Origin of the sequence: Nocardioides seonyuensis, assembly GCF_004683965.1 — a bacterium.
Lineage (GTDB): Bacteria > Actinomycetota > Actinomycetes > Propionibacteriales > Nocardioidaceae > Nocardioides > Nocardioides seonyuensis.
The window spans coordinates 1,466,289-1,483,735 of sequence record NZ_CP038436.1 but is presented as its reverse complement, the minus strand read 5'-3'; the positions used below and the strand labels follow the sequence as shown (position 1 = coordinate 1,483,735).

The window sequence follows — 17,447 nt, the reverse complement described above, 5'->3', positions numbered from 1 at the left end:
AAGGGCTCGCTAAATGTTCAAGTCACAGGATAACGTTCCAATGAGACCTGCGTCACACCCCGAGGGAGACCGTCATGACGACCGTGCGGGCAGCGATCAGCCAGACCACGTGGACCGGCGACAAGGAGTCCATGCTCGACAAGCACGAGCAGTTCGCCCGCGATGCCAAGGCGCAGGGGGCTCAGGTCATCTGCTTCCAGGAGCTGTTCTACGGGCCCTACTTCGGGATCACCCAGGACCAGAAGTACTACCGCTACGCCGAGCCGGCCGACGGCCCCATCGTGCAACGCTTCGCGGCGCTGGCCAAGGAGCTCGAGATGGTGATGATCCTGCCGATCTACGAGGAGGCGCAGACGGGCGTCTACTACAACACCGCGGTCGTGGTGGACGCCGACGGCACGATCCTGGGCAGCTACCGCAAGAACCACATCCCCAACCTCGAGAAGTTCTGGGAGAAGTTCTACTTCCGCCCCGGCAACCTCGGCTACCCGGTCTTCGACACCGCCGTCGGCAAGGTCGGGGTCTACATCTGCTACGACCGCCACTTCCCCGAGGGGTGGCGCGAGCTGGGGCTCCGCGGGGCACACATGGTCTTCAACCCCAACGCCACCAAGCCCGGCCTCTCCAACCGCCTCTGGGAGGTCGAGGGCCCGTGCGCCGCTGTCGCCAACGGCTACTTCGTGCTCCAGCCCAACCGGGTGGGGCTCGAGGACAACGAGTACGGCGACGAGGCCGTCGACTTCTACGGCACGAGCCAGGTCATCGACCCCCGCGGCAACTTCGTCGGCGACCGCGGAGCCGATGACAAGGAGGAGCTGATGGTCCGCGACATCGACCTCGACATGGTCCAGCAGATGCGCGACGACTGGCAGTTCTACCGCGACCGGCGGCCCGACAGCTACACCACGATCGCCGAGGCCTGAGGGGGACGGGATGAGCACGTTGCTGATCAGCGGAGGCACTGTCGTCAGTGCCACCGGCCGGACCCGCGCCGACGTGCTGGTCGACGGGGAGAGGATCGTCGCACTGGTCGAGCCGGGGTCCACCGCGCTCGGCGCCGACCTCGCCTCCTCGGTGGACCGCGTGGTCGACGCGACGGACAAGTACGTCATCCCGGGTGGCATCGACGCCCACACCCACATGGAGCTGCCCTTCGGCGGCACCCAGGCCAGCGACACCTTCGAGACCGGCACCACCGCAGCGGCCTGGGGCGGCACGACCTCGATCATCGACTTCGCGGTGCAGAAGTACGGCGAGGCCGTGGAGACCGGACTGGCTGCCTGGCACGAGAAGGCGGGCGGCAACTGCGCGGTCGACTACGGCTTCCACCAGATCATCGGCGGCGTGGACGAGCAGTCGCTCAAGGCGATGGAGACCCTCGTCGACGAGGGCATCACCAGCTACAAGCTGTTCATGGCCTACCCCGGGGTCTTCTACTCCGACGACGCGCAGATCCTCAAGGCGATGCAGAAGGCCGCCGAGCTCGGCCTGATGACGATGATGCACGCCGAGAACGGCCCGGCCATCGACGTCCTCGCCGAGCAGCTCTACAACCAGGGCAAGACCGGCCCCTACTTCCACGGCATCGCCCGCGCCTGGCAGATGGAGGAGGAGGCCACGCACCGCGCGATCATGCTGGCCGACCTCACCAACGCTCCGCTCTACGTCGTGCACGTCAGCGCCAAGCAGGCCGTCGCCCAGCTCGCAGCGGCCCGCGACCGCGGGAAGAACGTCTTCGGCGAGACCTGTCCGCAATACCTCTACCTCTCCCTCGAGGAGCAGCTCGGGGCCGGCGGCGAGGACGGCTTCGAGGGCGCCAAATGGGTCTGCTCCACGCCGTTGCGCTCCCGCGCCGAGGGCCACCAGGACGCCATGTGGGCGGGCCTGCGCACCAACGACCTGCAGATGGTCTCGACCGACCACTGCCCCTTCTGCATGAAGGACCAGAAGGAGCTGGGCCGTGGAGACTTCCGCGCGATCCCCAACGGCATCGGGTCCATCGAGCACCGCATGGACCTGCTCTACCAGGGCGTCGTCACCGGTGAGCTGACCCTCGAACGCTGGGTCGAGCTCACCTCGACCACTCCGGCCCGCATGTTCGGGCTCCACGGCACCAAGGGAGTCATCGCGCCCGGCGCGGACGCAGACATCGTCGTCTACGACCCGAACGGCCACACCTCGATCGGCTACGAGCAGACGCACCACATGAACATGGACCACTCCGCGTGGGAGGGGTTCGAGATCGACGGGCACGTGGACGTCGTCATCTCTCGCGGCTCGGTCGTCGTCTCGGACGGTGCCTTCCACGGCCGCGCCGGCCACGGCAAGTTCCTCAAGCGCGGTCTGACGCAGTACCTCTCCTAGCCCACCCCGTCCAGAAGGAGCCCGAGATGGACTTCGGCGTCGTACTGCAGACCAATCCGCCGGCCTGGCGCACCGTGGGCCTGGCCCAGCAGGCGGAGGAGCACGGCTTCGACCACGTGTGGACCTTCGACTCCCACCTGCTCTGGCAGGAGCCCTACGTCATCTACTCCGCGATCCTGGCTGCCACCCACCGGGTGACGGTCGGTCCGATGGTCACCAACCCGGCAACTCGTGACTGGACGGTGACGGCCTCGGTCTTCGCGACCCTCAACGAGATGTACGGCAACCGGACCGTCTGCGGCATCGGCCGCGGCGACTCGGCGGTGCGGGTGCTCAACGGCAAGCCGACCACGCTCAAGGAGGTCCGCGAGGCGACCCACGTCATCCGCGAGCTGGCCAACTGCCGCCCCGTCGAGCTCAACGGCACGACCCTGCAGTTCCCGTGGGCGCGCACCTCCTCCCTCGAGGTCTGGGTGGCGGCCTACGGACCGCTCGCGCTCAAGGCGGCCGGCGAGGTCGGCGACGGCTTCATCCTGCAGCTCGCCGACGTCGACATCGCGAAGTGGATGATCGGGTCGGTGCGCGATGCCGCCGAGAAGGCGGGCCGCGACCCCGACGCCATCACGTTCTGCGTCGCGGCGCCGATGTACGTCGGTGAGGACACCCCGGAGTCGTGGGAGCACATGCGCGAGCAGAGTCGCTGGTTCGGCGGCATGGTCGGCAACCACGTGGCCGACATCGTGGCCAAGTACGGCGACTCCGGGACCGTCCCCCAGGCGCTCACCGACTACATCAAGGGCCGGGAAGGCTACGACTACAACGAGCACGGGCAGGCCGGCAACACCCACACCGATTTCGTCCCAGACGAGATCGTCGACCGCTTCTGCGTCCTCGGCACCGCCGAGGACCACGTCGCCAAGCTCAAGGAGCTCAAGGACATCGGCGTCGACCAGTTCGCGGGGTATCTCCAGCACGACAACAAGGAGGAGACCCTCCGTGTCTATGGCGAGACGATCGTGCCGGCCCTGCGCGAGCACGTGACCGCGAAGGCGTGACGCGGATGCGGGGTCGGCTGCGGGCAGCAGGGATGGGACTCCTCGGAGTCCTCCTGCTCGCCGCCGCATGGGACCTCTACAAGGCCTTCGGTCCCGCGGAGGGGCTGCGTGTCGGCGAGCGACTGCTGGTCCTGCCGCGGGCGACCGACCTCGCGATGCCTCACTCGTGGGAGATGGTCCAGCGCCTGTTCGAGCCGGCGACCGGCGCCCCCGGTGCCCCGTCCGCGCTCGGCGCCGTCACCGAGGCCAGCCTCTTCACGCTGGGCATCGCCACCCGCGGGTGGTTGATCGGCGTCGTCGTGGGCCTGCTGCTGGCGCTGCTGATGAGCCGCTTCCGCCTGGCCGAGTCGGGGCTGCTGCCCTGGATCGTCCTGAGCCAGACGGTTCCGCTGATCGCGATCGCCCCCCTCGTGAGGCGGTGGGGCTCGGGTCTGAGCCTCGGCTCGTTCAGCTGGGAGAACGAGCACTCTGTCGCGCTGATCGCCGCCTACCTCGCCTTCTTCCCGGTCGCGGTCGGGGCACTGCGAGGGCTGAAGTCCCCGGCCCGCACGCACCTCGAGCTCATGCACGTCTACGGCGTGGGCTGGTGGCGGTCCCTGGCGACCCTGCGGCTTCCGGCGAGCGTGCCGTTCCTGCTGCCCGCCCTCCGGCTCGGAGCCGCGAGCGCCGTGATCGGCACAGTCGTCGCGGAGGTGTCCATCGGCCTGCGGGGCGGCATCGGCCGGATGGTCGTCGAGTACGCCCAGTCGGCAGGCGGAGACCCCGCCAAGGCCTGGGCCCCCATCTTCGGCGCCGTGGCCGTCGGCCTCGTGGCCGCTGGCGCGGTCGGCCTCCTCGGCCTCGGGCTGCGCCCCTTCCGGATGACCGGGAGCAGCTGATGCCGAGACCTTCCAGGGCACCCACCGAGAGCGAGTCGATGAGTCGGTCCCCCGCCCCGCGCACGTCCACCGCGCACGCGATCGAGATCACCGGGGTCGACCGGGTGTTCACCACCCGCCGCAACGACGTCGTGGCGCTCAGCGGCATCGACCTGACGGTCGAGGCGGGTGAGTTCGTGTCGCTGATCGGGCCGAGCGGGTGCGGCAAGAGCACCCTGCTGCGGCTGGTCGCCGACCTGGACACGCCGACCGCCGGCACGGTCGAGGTCTTCGGCAAGACGGCGCGCCAGGCTCGGCTCGACCAGGACTACGGCATCGCCTTCCAGCAGGCCGGGCTCCTGCCGTGGCGCACGGTGGCTGCCAACATCGAGCTGCCGCTGAAGCTCCACGGGGTGGCGAGCGACGAGAGGCGCCGTCGCTGCGCCGAGCTGCTCGAGCTGGTGGGGCTCGAGGACTTCCCCAAGGCCTATCCCGAGCAGCTCTCGGGAGGCATGCAGCAGCGCGTCGCCATCGCCCGCGCGCTGGCGGAGAGCCCGCGGCTGCTGCTGATGGACGAGCCGTTCGGCGCCCTCGACGAGATCACCCGCGAACGGATGCAGAACGAGCTCGTGCGGATCTGCCGGGAGACCGGTGCCGCCGTCCTGTTCGTCACCCACTCGATCCCCGAGGCGGTCTTCCTGTCCGACCGGGTGGTCGTCATGTCCCCACGGCCCGGCCGGGTCGTCGACGTCGTACGGGCGGGCGGCGACCAGATGGGGACCTCCCACGACCGCACCGACGACGTCCGTGACGTCCCCGACTTCTTCCACACCGTCGCCAGGGTGCGCGAGCACCTGCACGGCTCCCCGCAGCCGCGAGGCGGTGAGACCCGATGAGCGACTCCGCAACCACGCGCGACACCCGGCGGGCCCTCCCGCTGCCCGAGGTCCGCGTCGGCACGGTGGTCGCACCGCTGGTGGTCGGCGTTGCCTCCCTCGGCCTGTGGCAGGTCGCCGTGACCGGTCTGGAGATCGACCCCTACATCGTCCCGGCCCCCTCGGCCATCTGGGACCAGCTGGTCGCGGCGCGCGAGTCCATCGTCAGCGGCATGGTGGTCACCGGTCGCAACGCGCTGATCGGCATGCTCCTCGGGGCCGTCGTCGGCATCCTCGGAGCAGTCCTGGCCAGCGCCAGCAAGGTGGCCGACCAGATGGCCGTGCCGGTCGTCGCCGCGCTCTCGGTCGTGCCGATCGTCGCCCTGGCACCGGTGCTCTACACGATGTTCGGCGCAGCCGTGGACACCGGCCGGATCATCATCGCCGCCCTCGCGGTCTGCATCCCCGTTTACCTCAACACCCTGCGCGGGCTGCGCCAGGTGTCGTCGGTCCACCGTGAGCTGATGGCCGCCTACGCCGCGACTCCGACGCAGGTCGCGCGCACGGTCACGCTGCCCACGGCGACGCCGTACGTCTTCACGGGCCTGCGCGTCGCCTCCTCGCTGGCGGTCATCTCGGCCCTGATCGCGGAGTACTTCGGCGGGCCCGTCGGCGGCCTGGGAAAGTCGATCACCACCGCCGCCTCCAGCAGCAACTACGCGCTCGCCTGGGCCTACGTCGTCGGGTCGATCGTCCTGGGTCTCTCCTTCTACGTCGCCACGCTGCTCGTGGAGCTCTGGGCCTCCCGGCACACGCCCACGTCCTGACACCTGAACGCCCACAACATCCGCACGCCCACCCTGAGGAGAACACATGAGAGCCACACGACGACCCGGGACCCGCTCCCGGTTCCGCCTCGCTGCCGGCGTCGCGACCCTGGCCCTGGTCCTCGCGGGCTGCTCGGGGGGCGACGACGACGGTTCGGCCGGCGAGGGAGAAGGCGGCGACGGAGACCTCACCCCCGTCTCGCTCCAGCTGCAGTGGGTCGCGCAGGCCCAGTTCGCGGGCTACTACGCCGCGGTCGAGCAGGGCTTCTACGAGGACGAGGGCCTTGACGTGACCATCGAGGAGGGCGGCCCCGACATCGTTCCGCAGGACGTCCTCGCGGCCGGCGACGTCGACTACGCCATCTCGTGGGTCCCCAAGGTGCTCGGCTCGATCGAGCAGGGTGCCGGCATCACCAACGTCGCCCAGATCTTCGAGCGGAGTGCGACCACCCAGATCTCCTTCAAGGAGCAGGGCATCGAGACCCCCGAGGACCTCGCCGGCAAGAACGTCGGCAGCTGGGGCTTCGGCAACGAGTGGGAGCTCTTCGCCGGGATGCAGCAGGCCGGCGTCCAGCTCGAGGACATCAACCTGGTCCAGCAGGCCTTCGACATGAACGCCTTCCTCGCCGGTGACATCGACGCGGCCCAGGCGATGACCTACAACGAGTACGCCCAGGTCCTCGAGAGCGTCAACCCCGACACGGGCGAGCTCTACCAGCCCGAGGACCTCAACGTCATCGACTGGAACGAGGTGGGCACCGCCATGCTCCAGGACGCCATCTGGGCCTCCACCGACCAGCTCGAGGACGAGGCCTACCAGGAGCAGACGGTCGCCTTCATCAAGGCCTCCATCAAGGGCTGGGAGTTCGTCAGGGACGACCCGCAGGCCGGAGCCGACGCCGTCACCGCGGCCGGGTCACAGCTCGGGACGAGCCACCAGCTGTGGATGACCAACGAGGTCAACAAGCTGATCTGGCCCTCGACCAACGGCGTCGGGGTCATCGACCAGGCGGCCTGGGACCAGACGGTCGACATCGCGCTGAACACCGAGAACGAGACGGGCGCGACGATCATCAGCGAGGAGCCGCCGGAGACGGCGTACACCAACGAGTACGTCGAGCAGGCGCTCGAGGAGCTCCGTGAGGAGGACGTCGACGTGGATGGTGCCGACTACGAACCCATCGAGGTCACCCTCAACGAGGCCGGCGAGTAGAAGGAGAGCAGCGATGACAGAGCCAGTGCCGGGGGACCTCGACGGCCACACCGTCGAGCTCGACCGGGCCCACGTCTTCCACTCGTGGTCGGCGCAGGCAGCCCTCTCCCCGATGGTGGTGGCCGGTGGCCTCGGCTGCCGCGTGTGGAACCACGCGGGTCGCGAGTGGCTGGACTTCTCCAGCCAGCTCGTCAACGTCAACATCGGACACCAGCACCCGCGGATCGTCGCGGCCATCCAGGAGCAGGCGGCGCTCCTGACGACGATCTCCCCGCCCACCGCCAACCTCGCCCGCGGCGAGGCGGCACGCCGGATCGTCGACCTGGCCCCGGACGGCTTCACCAAGGTGTTCTTCACCAACGGCGGCGCCGACGCCAACGAGAACGCCATCCGGATGGCCCGGCAGTTCACCGGGCGCGACAAGGTCGTCTCGACCTATCGCAGCTATCACGGCAACACCGGCGCGGCGGTCGTGGCGACGGGCGACTGGCGGCGGGTGCCCAACGAGTACGCCCGCGGGCACGTGCACGTGTTCGGCCCCTATCTCTACCGCTCGGAGTTCTGGGCGACCACGCCGGAGGAGGAGAGCGAGCGGGCGCTGCGCCACCTGACGCGTGTCGTCGAGTCCGAGGGCCCTGCCTCCGTCGCCGCGATCCTCCTCGAGACGGTGCCCGGCACCGCCGGGGTGCTGATGCCGCCGCCGGGCTACCTCGAGGGGGTGCGGGCCCTCGCTGACAAGCACGGGATCATGCTCATCCTCGACGAGGTGATGGCCGGGTTCGGCCGCACGGGCCAGTGGTTCGCCTTCGACGCCTACGACGTCGTCCCCGACCTGATCACGTTCGCGAAGGGCGTCAACTCCGGGTACGTCCCGGTCGGTGGCGTGGTCATCAGCGACCCGATCGCGGCCCACTTCGACGACATCGTGTTCCCGGGCGGACTCACCTACAGCGGGCATCCGCTCGCGATGGCCTCGATCGTCGCCTCGATCGACGCGATGGCCGACGAGGGCATCGTCGACAACGCCGCACGCATCGGTCGCGACGTGCTCGGACCCGGTCTCGCCGAGCTGGCCGAGAAGCACGACCTGGTCGGGGAGGCTCGGGGCGCCGGCGTCTTCTGGGCGCTCGAGCTGGTCTCCGATCCCGAGTCCCGGGAGCCGGTGGCCCCGGCGGTCGTCGGCCGCGCCAAGGCCCTGCTGCTCGAGCGTGGCCTGCTGCCCTTCGTGGCCGACAACCGCATCCACGTGGTGCCACCTTGCGTGGTCACCGACGACGAGGCCGGAACTGCTCTGGCCATCTACGACGACGCACTCACCCTGCTCACCAAGGAGCTCTCATGACGACCCCCAGCACGACCAGCGACCTGCCCGTCCTCGACCACTGGATCGACGGCGTCCCCAGCGCCGGCAGCTCCGAGCGGACGGGTGACGTCTTCGACCCCGCCCGCGGGGTCGTCCAGCGACACGTCCGGCTCGGCTCGGCCGCCGACGTCGACACGGCGGTCGGCGTGGCCAAGAAGGCCTTCTCCTCCTGGGGGCAGGCCTCCATCGCCAAGCGGCAGTCGGTGATGTTCGCCTTCCGCGAGCTGCTCGCCAGCAGACAGGGGGAGCTCGCCGAGATCCTCACCTCCGAGCACGGCAAGGTCCTCTCCGACGCGGGTGGCGAGATCGCCCGCGGCCTCGAGGTGGTCGAGTTCGCCTGCTCGCTGCCCCACCTCATCAAGGGCTCGATGTCGGAGAACGTCTCGACCGACGTCGACGTGTTCTCTCTCAAGCAGCCGCTCGGGGTCGTCGGGATCATCAGCCCCTTCAACTTCCCCGCCATGGTGCCGATGTGGTTCTTCCCCATCGCCATCGCGACCGGCAACTGCGTCGTGCTCAAGCCGAGCGAGAAGGACCCCTCGGCTGCCAACTGGATGGCGGAGCTGATGACCGAGGCGGGCCTGCCACCCGGCGTCTTCAACGTCGTCCACGGCGACAAGGAGGCCGTCGACGCCCTCCTGGTGCACCCCGACGTCGCCTCGATCTCCTTCGTCGGGTCGACCCCGATCGCCCGCTACGTCTACGAGACCGGAACTGCCCACGGCAAGCGGGTCCAGGCCCTCGGCGGCGCCAAGAACCACATGCTCGTCCTGCCGGACGCCGACCTCGACCTGGTCGCCGACTCAGCCGTCAACGCCGGCTTCGGCTCGGCCGGGGAGCGCTGCATGGCCGTGAGCGTCGTGCTCGCGGTGGACACGGTGGCCGACCCGCTCATCGAGAAGATCCGCGAGCGGATGGCCACCTTGAAGGTCGGCGACGGCCGGCGCGGGTGCGACATGGGCCCGCTGATCACCCGCGAGCACCGCGACAAGGTGGCGTCGTACGTCGACGTGGCTTCCGCCGACGGTGCGAGCGTCGTGGTCGACGGCAGGGGGGACGAGGTGGACGGCGATTCGGAGGGCTTCTGGATGGGCCCGACCCTGCTGGACAAGGTGCCGACCTCGTCGAGCGCCTACACCGACGAGATCTTCGGCCCGGTGCTGTCGGTCGTGCGGGTGTCCGGCTACCCCGAGGGAATCGAGCTCATCAACTCCGGTCCCTACGGCAACGGCAGCGCCATCTTCACCAACGACGGTGGTGCCGCGCGGCGCTTCCAGCGTGAGGTCGAGGCCGGCATGGTCGGTATCAACGTGCCGATCCCGGTGCCCGTCGCCTACCACTCCTTCGGCGGCTGGAAGGCCTCGCTGTTCGGGGACGCCAAGGCCTACGGACCGCACGGGGTGGACTTCTTCACCCGCGAGAAGGCCATCACCCAGCGTTGGCTCGACCCCAGCCACGGCGGTCTCAACCTCGGCTTCCCTCAGCACAGCTGAGTTGTGAACCAACCACCCATCGGCTAGGCAAGAGACATGGCTGACGACGAGATTGTCCAGTTCCTCGGCGACTGGACAGGGCAGGTCGTGGCCACCTCGGTCCACGCAGGGCACGAGGTGCGCCCCGACCTCGCCGAGCTGATGGTGCTCGACGAGGCCGAGCGGCTGCGCGAGGAGGACCCCCACACCGACCGCATCGCCGACGTCGTGCCCGACCGCGTCGTGACGCACCGCTCGCGGTTCGAGTGCGACCTCAACCGTCCCCGCCGGGAAGCGATCTACCGCATCCCCGAGGACTGCTGGGGGCTGAAGGTGTGGCGCGGCGGCGAGCTGCCGGACGAGCAGTACGAGCAGAGCCTGGCCACCTACGACACCTTCTACGACCAGCTCGCCGCCCGCCTCGACGAGGTCGCTGCGCGCGGCCCCTTCGTCCTCCTCGACGTGCACTCCTACAACCACCGCCGTGACGGCGCGGACCAGCCGCCGGCGCCGGTTGAGGAGAACCCCGAGGTCAACGTCGGCACCGGGAGCGTCGACCTCGACGTCTTCGAGCCCCTGGTGGAGAGATTCGTCGCCGACCTGTGCGCGGCCCACCTGGGCGCCGGGTCGGTGGACGCCCGGGAGAACGTCGTCTTCGAGGGTCGGGGGCTTGCCTGGTGGGTGCACGACCGCTACCCGCGGGTCGGGTGCGTCCTGGCCCTGGAGTTCAAGAAGACGTTCATGGACGAGTGGACCGGCGAGGTCGACGAGGCCGCCCTCGACCGCGCCCGGGCGGCGCTCGCCGCGACCCTGCCGGGACTGCACGAGGAGTTGGGCCGGCTCTGATGGGCTCTTCGGTGCTCAGTGCCGGCGATCGGGCGGTGGACCACGCGCTCGCCCAGCTCTCGGCAAGCATGCGGTTCCTCCTCGAGATCACGCCCGTCGACGCCGAGGACGTCCGCGAGGACTTCCTCGGCGGCGACGTCGAGGAGCCGGAGTTCGCCTATCGCAGCCTCGAGGTCGACCCGGACGTGGTGGCCGCGGAGCTGGAGAGGATCGACGTCGGCTCCGTCGAGGACACCACCCTGGCGCACCTGCTGCGGGCCAAGCACCGCGAGATGGAGCTCCAGGTGGAGATGCTGCGCGCCCGCGACACCGACGACTTCCTCGGCCTCAGCATCGAGCTGTACGGCGGCGTCTCGCCCGCGCTGAACCGTCAGGCCGAGGCGCTGCTGGCGGCCGTGCCCGCCTCGGAACCGGCCGGTGACGTCCTCGACGCCGAGGACTTCCTCCAGCTCGCGCTCGACGAGATCGACCGCTACCGGGAGCAGGACCCCGAGATCGAGATGCACGCCGAGATCCGGCCGGACGTCAACGGGGTCATGGTCTCCGGCGACACGCTCCTGGTGGGGCCCGAGTCGGCCGTCCAGCGGGTCCGGGCCGAGGCGCTGCTCCACCACGAGGTCGGCACCCACCTCGTCACCCAGGTCAACGGCTCCGCCCAGCAGGTGAAGGTGCTCGGCGCCGGGCTGGCGGGCTACGACGAGACCCAGGAGGGGATGGCCGTGCTCGCCGAGATCGCCTGCGGCGGTCTCACGGCCTTCCGCCTGCGCCAGCTCGCGGGTCGCGTGCTCACGGTGCACCGGCTGGTGTCGGGCGCGACGTTCGCCGAGGCGCACGACGCCCTGGTGGATGCGGGCTTCCCCGAGCACAGCGCCTTCACGACCGTCATGCGCGCCTACCGCTCGGGAGGGGTCACGAAGGACGCCATCTACCTGCGGGGCCTGGTGGACCTGCTCGAGCACGTGCGCGGCGGCGGGAGTCTGGAACTGCTCTGCCTGGGTAAGTTCTCACTGGCAGACCTGCCCCTGGTGACCGAGCTGGACGAGAAGGGTGTGCTCGAGCCCGCCCGCATCTCGCCGCGCTACCTGACAGACCCCGCCGCGCTCGACCGGATCGCGGCGGCGGCCGACACCGATGAGCTCGACCAGCTCCTGGAAGGGACACCATGAAGATCGGCTTCGTCGTCAACGACATCGCCACCGAGGACCCGCGCTACACCACCAACCGGCTGGCGATGGCCGCCCGGAGCATGGGCCACGAGGCGTGGTTCATGGGCATCGGCGACTTCTCCTACGAGCCCGACGGCAGCCTGAGCGCCCACGCCCGCATGGCGCAGGGCAAGAACTACCGCTCGCTCAAGCGCCACCTCGACGACGTGCAGAAGCCCGACTGCGAGCAGCACATCGGATTGGAGGAGTTCGACGTCGTCATGCTCCGCAACGACCCTGCCGACGACGCCGAGTCCGCACCCTGGGCCAACAACGCCGGTGTGGCCTTCGGGCAGCTGATCGCCAGCGCGGGTGTGCTCGTCGTCAACGACCCGACCAGCCTGGCCAACGCGCTGTCGAAGGCCTACTTCCAGCACTTCCCCGAGGTGGTGCGCCCACGCACCCTCATCTCCCGCGACGAGGCGCTCATCACCTCGTTCGTGGACGACCTCGGCGGCAGGGCCGTGCTCAAGCCGCTGCAGGGCTCGGGCGGCAGCGGGGTCTTCCTGATCAACCGCAAGGAGAGCCCCAACCTCAACCAGATCATCGAGGCGATCTCCCGCGACGGCTACATCGTCGCCCAGGAGTACCTCCCCGAGGCCAAGAAGGGCGACACCCGGCTCTTCGTGATGAACGGGGAGCCGCTCGAGCACGAGGGTGCCTACGCCGCCTTCCGTCGTACGCCCGGCTCCGACGACGTGCGCTCGAACATGTCGGCCGGCGGCAAGGCGGTCAAGGTCGCCGTCACCGACGCCATGCTCGCGATGGTCGAGGCCGTGCGACCCAAGCTCGTCGCCGACGGGATGTTCCTGGTCGGTCTCGACATCGTCGGCGACAAGCTCATGGAGATCAACGTCTTCAGCCCCGGTGGGCTGGGCAGCGCCAAGGAGCTCACCGAAGTCGACTTCGCGCCGGTGATCATCGGCGAGCTCGAGCGCAAGGTCCGGATCCGGCAGCACTACCCCGAGATCGACAACGCGCGCCTCGCCACGAGCTGAGATCGGCGCTGGGCGACCTCCTGGAGCTCAGTCGACGATGTAGGGGTAGATGAGCGTCGGGCCGGCGTAGACCTCTTGGCCCCCCGGATCGAGGGCCGCGGCGAAACCGATGGTGTCGATGAAAATGGAGCCCTCCGTGGTGAGGGTGGCCGTCCACGAACCGGGGAAGGTGAGGAAGGAGCCGTAGTCTGCGGTGGGCGTCTCCCACGCTGTCTCGCCACGCGCTGTCAGGAGGATGTCGCCCTCCGCCGGGACCGGCTGCCAGATCGTGAGCTCTGCCGTGCGACTTCCGGGCGCCACCACGTCCCCGGCGACGGTGAAGTTGTGGACCATCGAACCGCGAACTTCGGCCACCCCGAAGGCGCGCAGGAGGTCGATCCCCTCCGGGGACATCGTCATCTCGACGACCCACCGGTGCAGGCTCAAGTCGTCTGGCGGGAAGGTGCGGAACGTCCCGGGGGAGGTGTGGACGGTCCAGATCCCGAGGTCCACAGTCCCCGGTGGCGTGGTGTAGGGCGGGCCGGGCTGGGACGGGAGCGGCACCACGCCGTTGGGCTTGGCCCAGACGCGGTAGGTCAGCAGGCGGCTGCCGACGAACGGAGGAAGCGACGGACTCGCCGCGAAGGCGGGCGCTGCCGTGATGACTCCGACCGCGGGCACGCTCCACGCGGCCGCCTTGGTCACGGCCCGGCGGGGGACGGTGTTCGAGGGCTCCGGCATGGGGAGAGCCTGCCGGACAACACAGGTGTTGCACCAGCCTGTCGACGCACATTTGAACAACGAGTTACGCAGAGCCAAGCAGCTCGTCGACCCACGCCGGGACCAGCTCGGTCGCGGGGCCGCGCCGAGCCTGCGCGAAGTCGCTGCTCGTGCTGCTAGCGTCGAGGTTGAGCTCGAGGGTGTCGTGGCGCGCCCAGTGGACGAACGCGGCCGCCGGATAGACCTGGCCTGAGGTGCCGATGGCGACGAAGAGGTCGCACTCCCACAGCGCCTCCTCCACAGCGTCCATGCCGTAGGGGATCTCGCCGAACCACACGACGTCCGGGCGCAGCGACGCTGATCCGCAGGCGGGGCACGGCGGCCGGTCGCCCAGCGTCTCCTCCCAGTCGTGCCGCTCGCCGCAGGCGACGCACCACGCAGAACGCAGCCGTCCGTGCATGTGGTGCACGCGCTCGCTGCCGGCGCGCTCGTGCAGGTCGTCGACGTTCTGGGTGACGACGAGCAGGTCGTCGCCGACGGACGCCTCCAGCCGGGCCAGCGCCCGGTGGGCGGCGTTCGGCTCGACGCGGGCCAGCCGGGCGCGGCGCTGGTCGTAGAACCGGTGGACGAGATCCGGCTCGGCGGCGAAGGCCTCCGGCGTGGCCACCCTCATCGGGTCGTGCCCCTCCCAGAGGCCGTCGGCGTCGCGGAAGGTCGCGAGCCCGCTCTCGGCCGAGATGCCGGCTCCGGTGAGTACGACGATCTTCATGGGGCCATTGTCACCTCGGCCCGGTCCGACTGCTCGAGCACGACCCGCCGCCGTTCGTCGAGGGGCGAGGGGCGCCTGTCGAGCCGGGCGTCCACGAGGGCGGACGCGCGATCGAAACGACCACTGCGCGCCAGCGCGAGCACCAGGGTCTCCTCGACGATCTCGCGTTGCGCTGCCGACCCGCCGACGGTGACCAGGTGCGGCAGCGCCGCCTCCAGCGCGTCCACCGCGTCGTCCCAGCGCTTCTCGCCGGCGGCGACCAGTGCGCCGCACACCGGGCCGACCACCTCGCGGGTGGGCGCCTCGTCGGCGGCGCGGCAGCGGACCTCGAGCCGGGACAGCCGGTCGAGGTCGCCCGAAGCCGCGTGGGCGAGGGCGGCGTGGAGGCCGACGAACGGGCTGGCCGGGTGGTCCAGGAGGTCGTCGTCGACGGCAGCCAGCACCGGTTCGACCGGTGGAGGCGCCGACTCTGTGTCGAACCAGTCGGTGGTCGTGACCTGCCAGCGCCACAGCAGGGACGCCGAGTCGACGAGTGCTCGCACGCCGTCCACCGCCGGGGGCGCGAGCTGGGAGTAGTAGCGACGTCGTACGCCCTCGCTGTCTCCGAGAGCGAGGTCGTGGAGTGCCGCGTGCCAGGAGAAGTGGGCGCGATGACTGGCAGACCGGCCGCTCTCGGCGATCCAGTGCTCGAGCCACTCGCGTCCAGTCTCGTGCTGCCCGGTCTCGTAGAGCACGTGCGTGAGAGCGTGCACGGCGTGGCCGGAGGACGGCTCGCAGGACAGTGCGCTCTCCGCGAGCAGGCCGGCCTCGTCGAAGCGGCCCTGGTCCTGCCTGGTGAAGGCGAGCAGGGAGATGAACCACCAGTGGTCGCCGTAGGACGGGGCGAGCCGCTCGACGAGGTCCCATGCGTCCTGCTGCACGTCGATGATCCCGGAGAAGGCGATGGTGGGTACGGCGGCCGACACCGCGAGCACGTCTCGCGGGTGGTCCGCGATGTGCCCCAGAAGGGCCTGGGCGCCGGCGTTGCGAGCGTCGGCGACCCTGAGGTTCACGACGTCGACCATGCTGCGCTCGCGTTCGTCGCCTCGTCGGGTGATGGCGTTGCGGGCGGCCGCGAGGGAGGCCCGCACGTCGCCTGCGGCGCCCGCCTCGTGGGCGAGCATCGCCAGGGCGGCGTGGGCGAGTGCGAAGTCGGGGTCGAGCTCGGTCGCCTCACGGATCAGCTTCTCGCCCCCGTCCTGCAGGAGCATCACGCGCTCCAGCCCCTGGTTGTAGACGGCAGCGGCCTCGGCCGTGGTGGAGAGCGCCAGGCCCAGCGGGTCGCGCGGTCGGGCGACCGGGTGGGTGCCGGGGACCAGGCGGCCGTTCTCCAGGCGCCGGGGCAGGGGGGCGACCGTGTCGAGCACGTCGGTGGCGAGCGCGAGGGCCTGCGAGCGGATCTCGGGAACGGCCGTGGACTCCCACAGCTCTCCACGCCTCAGCGCACCCAGCGTCCACAGCGGTGCTGCGGTCGAGCCGTGCTCGTCGACGAGACGGCCGTTGACAGTGCGCACGCCCAACCCAGAGGTCGCGAGGGTTGCCAGGGCACCGTCCTCGCGTGGGCGGAGCAGGTCGTCGAGGAGCGGGTTGCCGAGCGTGCGGATGTCGCCTCGGGGCCCGGTGCAGTTGACCACCCACCCCACGTCGTGCGCGCTTCCGTCGGCGAGGGTGACGCGCAGGCCGCCCCGGGGGAGGGGCTCCGCGTCCTGCACCTGGCCGCTCTCGACGTGGAGCCGGCCGGCACGGGAGAGCTCGCGGAGCACGACACGGCTGGAGGGTGCCGCCCGGTGGCGAAGGACGTTCCAGCGGCCCGCGTCCTGGGCGAGGAACAGCTCGCGGTCGCTCTCGCTGAGTCGCTCCCACAGCTGGGCCACCTGGAATCGGAGCCCGTCGACTGCCGGCCGCCAGTCCCCGGTGGCGCTCTGGACACCCGCGATGTGCTCGACGGAGCGGGCGCGGATCTCCTCCAGGGTGTGGCCCCAGTCTCGGATGTCGGGGATCGCGGCCGGCTTGAGCGTCGGCGCGTGGGTTGCGGGAACCCGGCCGCTGCGGGAGATCGCGCGCACGACGCGGTCCGGGCGGGTGGTCTCGTCGGTGAGGCTCAGGGTGACGTCGACCATGGTGAGTCCCGTGCCGACGACCAGGACGTCGCCCGGCCCGACCCGGTCGCGGCGCACGACGTCGAGGGCTCCCGGCGCCCACGGGTCGGGGACGAAGAACGCCGAGGTGCGGAGCGGGTCGGGTGCCCACTCGTGTCCCGCCGCGGGCAGTCCCGGGGCGATCACCACGGCGTCGGCGACGAGCTCGTGGCCGTCGGCGGTGATGACGACGGCACGGGCCTCGTCCTCCGCGAGCCTGCGACAGGAGACCGCCCGCGTGCGGTGGTGAGCGACGGACACCTCGCCCTCTGCCTGGCGCAGCGCCGCGGTCAAGGTCTCGTCGAGGTAGCGGCCGAAGTCCCGTCGGGGCGCGAAGCTGTAGGCCTCGGCACCCATCCCGTGGTTGCGGCGCCAGGTGACGAAGTGGCTGGGGTCCTGCGGCAACGCGCTCATGCCGGCGGCCGGGACGTTGAGCAGGTGCTGCTCGTCGGTCGTGCCGAAGGCGGTGCCGCGCGCCCAGCGGTCGGCCGTGTCGACCAGCACGATCTCCAACGACGTCGTACGACGGCTCGCCTCACGTGTGAGGTGGAGCGCGGCAAGGGAGCCGGCCGCTCCCGCCCCGATGACGACGACACGCGGATTGTGGTGAGACGTGTCCACGAACGACCTCTTTCTCTTCTATCTTAACTGAATCACTAGACTATCAGTCGTCCGACCGGGACAGAGGAGGGCGCTGCCCGCCGCGCCCGGGGAGGCTCAAGGGAGA

General features: G+C 70.2%; 15 protein-coding genes. 12 read left to right on the top strand and 3 right to left on the bottom strand.

Features of this window, described 5'->3' with window-relative positions:
* The first annotated feature begins 74 nt into the window (after window positions 1–74).
* From EXE58_RS07325 to EXE58_RS07270, 12 genes are read left to right on the top strand one after another with little or no spacing between them, the layout of a single operon-like run.
* Entirely contained in the window at window positions 75–923 is an 849-nt protein-coding gene (locus EXE58_RS07325; protein WP_135267276.1) for a nitrilase-related carbon-nitrogen hydrolase, read from the top strand.
* Window positions 924–933: 10 nt separating this feature from the next.
* Window positions 934–2,364: a dihydropyrimidinase gene (gene hydA, locus EXE58_RS07320; protein ID WP_135267275.1), complete on the top strand. Its 1,431-nt coding sequence runs from the start codon at window positions 934–936 to the stop codon at window positions 2,362–2,364.
* Between the two features lie 26 nt (window positions 2,365–2,390).
* Entirely contained in the window at window positions 2,391–3,419 is a 1,029-nt protein-coding gene (locus tag EXE58_RS07315; protein ID WP_135267274.1) for a TIGR03842 family LLM class F420-dependent oxidoreductase, read from the top strand.
* Window positions 3,420–3,451: 32 nt separating this feature from the next.
* On the top strand, window positions 3,452–4,297 hold the full coding sequence (locus EXE58_RS07310; RefSeq protein WP_244242470.1) for an ABC transporter permease: 846 nt from the start codon (window positions 3,452–3,454) through the stop codon (window positions 4,295–4,297).
* Between the two features lie 38 nt (window positions 4,298–4,335).
* Window positions 4,336–5,172 (top strand): ABC transporter ATP-binding protein, encoded by an 837-nt coding sequence (locus tag EXE58_RS07305; protein ID WP_135267273.1) that lies wholly within the window; start codon window positions 4,336–4,338, stop codon window positions 5,170–5,172.
* The gene (locus EXE58_RS07300) at window positions 5,169–5,978 is read left to right on the top strand and encodes an ABC transporter permease (RefSeq protein ID WP_135267272.1); all 810 of its coding nucleotides are present in this window, start codon (window positions 5,169–5,171) and stop codon (window positions 5,976–5,978) included. Before EXE58_RS07305 ends, EXE58_RS07300 begins: the two co-directional genes overlap by 4 nt.
* A 46-nt stretch (window positions 5,979–6,024) precedes the next feature.
* Complete coding sequence (locus EXE58_RS07295; RefSeq protein ID WP_135267271.1) at window positions 6,025–7,191, top strand: ABC transporter substrate-binding protein; 1,167 nt, start codon at window positions 6,025–6,027, stop codon at window positions 7,189–7,191.
* A gap of 13 nt (window positions 7,192–7,204) precedes the next feature.
* Window positions 7,205–8,533: an aspartate aminotransferase family protein gene (locus EXE58_RS07290; protein ID WP_135267270.1), complete on the top strand. Its 1,329-nt coding sequence runs from the start codon at window positions 7,205–7,207 to the stop codon at window positions 8,531–8,533.
* Window positions 8,530–10,047, top strand: a complete 1,518-nt coding sequence (locus tag EXE58_RS07285; RefSeq protein WP_135267269.1) for a CoA-acylating methylmalonate-semialdehyde dehydrogenase — start codon at window positions 8,530–8,532, stop codon at window positions 10,045–10,047. The genes EXE58_RS07290 and EXE58_RS07285 overlap by 4 nt, the downstream gene beginning before the upstream one ends.
* Window positions 10,048–10,083: 36 nt before the next feature.
* On the top strand, window positions 10,084–10,872 hold the full coding sequence (locus EXE58_RS07280; protein ID WP_135267268.1) for an N-formylglutamate amidohydrolase: 789 nt from the start codon (window positions 10,084–10,086) through the stop codon (window positions 10,870–10,872).
* On the top strand, window positions 10,872–12,038 hold the full coding sequence (locus EXE58_RS07275) for a peptidase MATCAP family protein (RefSeq protein ID WP_135267267.1): 1,167 nt from the start codon (window positions 10,872–10,874) through the stop codon (window positions 12,036–12,038). Before EXE58_RS07280 ends, EXE58_RS07275 begins: the two co-directional genes overlap by 1 nt.
* On the top strand, window positions 12,035–13,075 hold the full coding sequence (locus EXE58_RS07270) for a glutathione synthetase (protein WP_135267266.1): 1,041 nt from the start codon (window positions 12,035–12,037) through the stop codon (window positions 13,073–13,075). Before EXE58_RS07275 ends, EXE58_RS07270 begins: the two co-directional genes overlap by 4 nt.
* Window positions 13,076–13,102: 27 nt before the next feature.
* On the opposite strand, the gene EXE58_RS07265 is transcribed toward EXE58_RS07270, so the two are convergent.
* The 3 genes from EXE58_RS07265 to EXE58_RS07255 form a co-directional block, all read right to left on the bottom strand.
* Entirely contained in the window at window positions 13,103–13,795 is a 693-nt protein-coding gene (locus tag EXE58_RS07265; protein ID WP_135267265.1) for a hypothetical protein, read from the bottom strand.
* 64 nt (window positions 13,796–13,859) lie between these two features.
* Window positions 13,860–14,543 (bottom strand): NAD-dependent deacylase, encoded by a 684-nt coding sequence (locus tag EXE58_RS07260; protein ID WP_135267264.1) that lies wholly within the window; start codon window positions 14,541–14,543, stop codon window positions 13,860–13,862.
* Complete coding sequence (locus EXE58_RS07255) at window positions 14,540–17,341, bottom strand: FAD/NAD(P)-binding protein (protein WP_135267263.1); 2,802 nt, start codon at window positions 17,339–17,341, stop codon at window positions 14,540–14,542. Before EXE58_RS07255 ends, EXE58_RS07260 begins: the two co-directional genes overlap by 4 nt.
* Window positions 17,342–17,447: the final 106 nt, after the last annotated feature.

Coding starts and splice junctions, on each gene's coding strand:
- EXE58_RS07325 (WP_135267276.1), top strand. CDS start 75: ATGACGACCGTGCGGGCAGCGATCAGCCAGACCACGTGGACCGGCGAC.
- hydA (WP_135267275.1), top strand. CDS start 934: ATGAGCACGTTGCTGATCAGCGGAGGCACTGTCGTCAGTGCCACCGGC.
- EXE58_RS07315 (WP_135267274.1), top strand. CDS start 2,391: ATGGACTTCGGCGTCGTACTGCAGACCAATCCGCCGGCCTGGCGCACC.
- EXE58_RS07310 (WP_244242470.1), top strand. CDS start 3,452: ATGGGACTCCTCGGAGTCCTCCTGCTCGCCGCCGCATGGGACCTCTAC.
- EXE58_RS07305 (WP_135267273.1), top strand. CDS start 4,336: ATGAGTCGGTCCCCCGCCCCGCGCACGTCCACCGCGCACGCGATCGAG.
- EXE58_RS07300 (WP_135267272.1), top strand. CDS start 5,169: ATGAGCGACTCCGCAACCACGCGCGACACCCGGCGGGCCCTCCCGCTG.
- EXE58_RS07295 (WP_135267271.1), top strand. CDS start 6,025: ATGAGAGCCACACGACGACCCGGGACCCGCTCCCGGTTCCGCCTCGCT.
- EXE58_RS07290 (WP_135267270.1), top strand. CDS start 7,205: ATGACAGAGCCAGTGCCGGGGGACCTCGACGGCCACACCGTCGAGCTC.
- EXE58_RS07285 (WP_135267269.1), top strand. CDS start 8,530: ATGACGACCCCCAGCACGACCAGCGACCTGCCCGTCCTCGACCACTGG.
- EXE58_RS07280 (WP_135267268.1), top strand. CDS start 10,084: ATGGCTGACGACGAGATTGTCCAGTTCCTCGGCGACTGGACAGGGCAG.
- EXE58_RS07275 (WP_135267267.1), top strand. CDS start 10,872: ATGGGCTCTTCGGTGCTCAGTGCCGGCGATCGGGCGGTGGACCACGCG.
- EXE58_RS07270 (WP_135267266.1), top strand. CDS start 12,035: ATGAAGATCGGCTTCGTCGTCAACGACATCGCCACCGAGGACCCGCGC.
- EXE58_RS07265 (WP_135267265.1), bottom strand. CDS start 13,795: ATGCCGGAGCCCTCGAACACCGTCCCCCGCCGGGCCGTGACCAAGGCG.
- EXE58_RS07260 (WP_135267264.1), bottom strand. CDS start 14,543: ATGAAGATCGTCGTACTCACCGGAGCCGGCATCTCGGCCGAGAGCGGG.